Genomic DNA, 2,777 nt, shown 5'->3' with positions numbered 1-2,777 from the left:
GGGCGCGTGATGTCGTACTGCGGTTCGACATCAATCACTGCGCCACGCTCGAACACCAGGTCAAAACCACCTTTTTTGATGACTTCTTCCACTGCGCTATCCAGTTTCGGCTTCAGTTGCTTGAGCATTTCGCGGTCGGCAACGGCTTTGGCTTCGTTCAGCTCCTTGGACTGGAACTGGAAGTCACGGGCCTTTTGCTTGAATTCCAGCTCCAGACGCTCACGCTCGCCTTGCTGCATCTTGTCGCCACCAGCCATCAGACGATCCTGAATACCCTTGGCACTGCTTTCCAGAGTCTTCAGTTTGGTCAGTTGAGGACCGAACTTTTTCTCGGCATCCACGGCGTACTTCTTCGCCGCATCGGATTCGAGCAGGGCCATCTGATAGTTCAGAACGGCAATTTTCATGTCGGCAAATGCCGGGCCTGCCACCATCAAGGAGGCCAGGAGAACCAATTGAGTCAACTTACGCACGATGCACTCCTACAAAATCCATTGTCGTTATCTTGGGTCAGACGCTTAGAACGTCTGGCCGAGGGAGAATTGGAACACTTGAGTTTCAGCTTCATCCGGTTTCTTGATCGGCATGGCCAACGCGAAGCTCAGAGGACCCAGTGCGGTGACCCATGTCACGCCAACACCGACGGAACTGGCCATGTTGCTCAGGCTGATGTCGTTGCACTTGGTGTTCGACGACGAGCCATTGGCGTTGGTGGTGTCCTTGCACTGCGAATCGAATACGTTACCCACATCCCAGAATACCGACGTACGCAGGGAGCGTTGATCCTTGACGAACGGCAGCGGGAACAGAACTTCCACGCCGCCCTGAATCAGGACGTTGCCACCGAACGGCAGCGGGTCCTGGTCCGGGTCTATCGAAGTACCCGGGTTGGTGCCACGGCTCGGGGTACTGCGTGGACCCAGCGTACTGTCCTTGAAGCCACGTACCGAGTTGAAACCACCAGCATAGTAGTTTTCATAGAACGGCAAGCCGTCAGTCGAACCATAACCGTCGCCATAACCCAGCTCGGTATGCAGACGCAGGGTGTAGTTTTCGCTGATCGGCTGGAACAGCTGACCACGGTAATCAAGCTTGTAGAACGACAGGTCGCTGCCCGGAATGGTGGTTTCCAGGGTCAGGCTCTGGGAACGACCACGGGTTGGCAGTACGCCTTTGTTCAGGGTCGACTCGGACCAGCCGGCCGACGCCTTGAAGTTCAGGTAGTTGTCGCCTTCCTTGTTAACGAAGTCAAAAATCTCGTCAACGGTGTATTTACCGGTCTTGATCTTGTCTTGCTGCGCGGACAGACCGAAGGTCAGACGCGAAGTCTCGCTGATCGGGTAGCCCACGTTCACGCCGGCACCCAGGCTGTCTACCGCATAGCTGGCTACGTCGACGTCGAGGTCTTTGTAGTCGGTGGTGCGATAGAACGCGTTGTAACCCAGGCTCACGCCATCGGCGGTCCAGTACGGGTCAACATAGCCAAAGTTGTAGCGGCTCTGGTATTCGCTTCGGGTCAGACCGACGCTGACGCGGTTACCGGTACCGAGGAAGTTGTTCTGGGTAATCGAACCACCGAGGATCAGACCGGCGCTCTGGGCGAAACCGACGCTGGCAGTGATCGAACCGGAAGCCTGCTCTTCAACGCTGTAGTTCACATCAACCTGGTCATCGACACCCGGAACTGCCGGGGTCTCGACGTTGACTTCTTTAAAGAAGCCCAGACGCTCAAGACGGGTCTTGGACTGGTCGATCAGGTAGGTCGAAGCCCAGCCACCTTCCATCTGACGCATTTCACGACGCAGCACTTCGTCTTCGGACTTGGTGTTGCCACGGAAGTTGATGCGGTTGACGTAGGCACGCTTGCCCGGATCGACAGCAAACAGGATGTCCACGGTGTGGTCATCATCGTGCGGCTGAGGCACGCCGTTGACGTTGGCGAAGGTGTAACCCTCGTTACCCAGACGGCGGGTGATCAGTTCGGAGGTGGTGGTCATCAGCTTGCGCGAGAACACCTGGCCTTTCTGCACCAGCAACAAGGACTTGACCTGATCTTCAGGGACTTTCAGATCACCGCTGAGCTTGACGTCGCGGACGGTGTACTTCTCGCCCTCGGTCACGTTGACGGTGATGTAGACGTGCTTCTTGTCCGGGGTGATGGACACCTGGGTCGAAGCGATATCCATGTTGATATAGCCGCGGTCCAGGTAGTAGGAACGCAGACGTTCCAGGTCACCGGAGAGTTTTTCACGGGCATATTTGTCATCGTTCTTGAAGAACGACAGCCAGTTGGTGGTTTTCAGCTCGAACAGATCGGTCAGGTCTTCCTCGGGGAAAACCGTGTTACCCACCACGTTGATGTGCTGAATGGCAGCAACGGTGCCTTCGTTGATCTTCACTTTCAGACCGACGCGGTTACGCGGCTGCGATACCACTTCGGTATCGACGGTCGCCGAGTAGCGGCCCTGCGCAACGTACTGACGTTGCAGTTCGTTACGCACACCTTCAAGGGTGGCGCGCTGGAAGATCTCGCCTTCGGCCAGACCGGATTGCTTGAGGCCTTTCATCAAGTCTTCAGTGGAGATCGCCTTGTTACCCTCGATCTCGATACTGGCGACGGATGGACGCTCGACAACCGTGATTACCAGAACGTTGCCTTCGCGGCCCAGCTGGATATCTTGAAAGAAACCGGTTTTGAACAACGCACGAGTGGATTCCACCAGGCGACGATCATCCGCCTGCTCGCCGACGTTCAACGGCACGGCACCATCGACCCT

At 56.4% G+C, this 2,777-nt stretch carries 2 protein-coding genes; both read right to left on the bottom strand.

Annotated features, from left to right (window positions below):
• Positions 1-473: OmpH family outer membrane protein (locus tag ACIONG_RS28010; RefSeq protein WP_401304041.1), on the bottom strand; the 473-nt coding region annotated here is incomplete at its 3' end.
• A 45-nt stretch (positions 474-518) separates the two neighbouring features.
• Positions 519-2,777, bottom strand: a 2,259-nt coding sequence (gene bamA / locus ACIONG_RS28005; RefSeq protein ID WP_401304038.1) for an outer membrane protein assembly factor BamA, incomplete at its 5' end; no start/stop codon positions are given.

It is taken from the genome of Pseudomonas sp. NPDC087817, from assembly GCF_044742875.1.
Lineage (GTDB): Bacteria > Pseudomonadota > Gammaproteobacteria > Pseudomonadales > Pseudomonadaceae > Aquipseudomonas.
The sequence above is the reverse complement of the archived record's forward strand: the minus strand, read 5'-3'. Positions and strand labels throughout refer to the sequence as shown.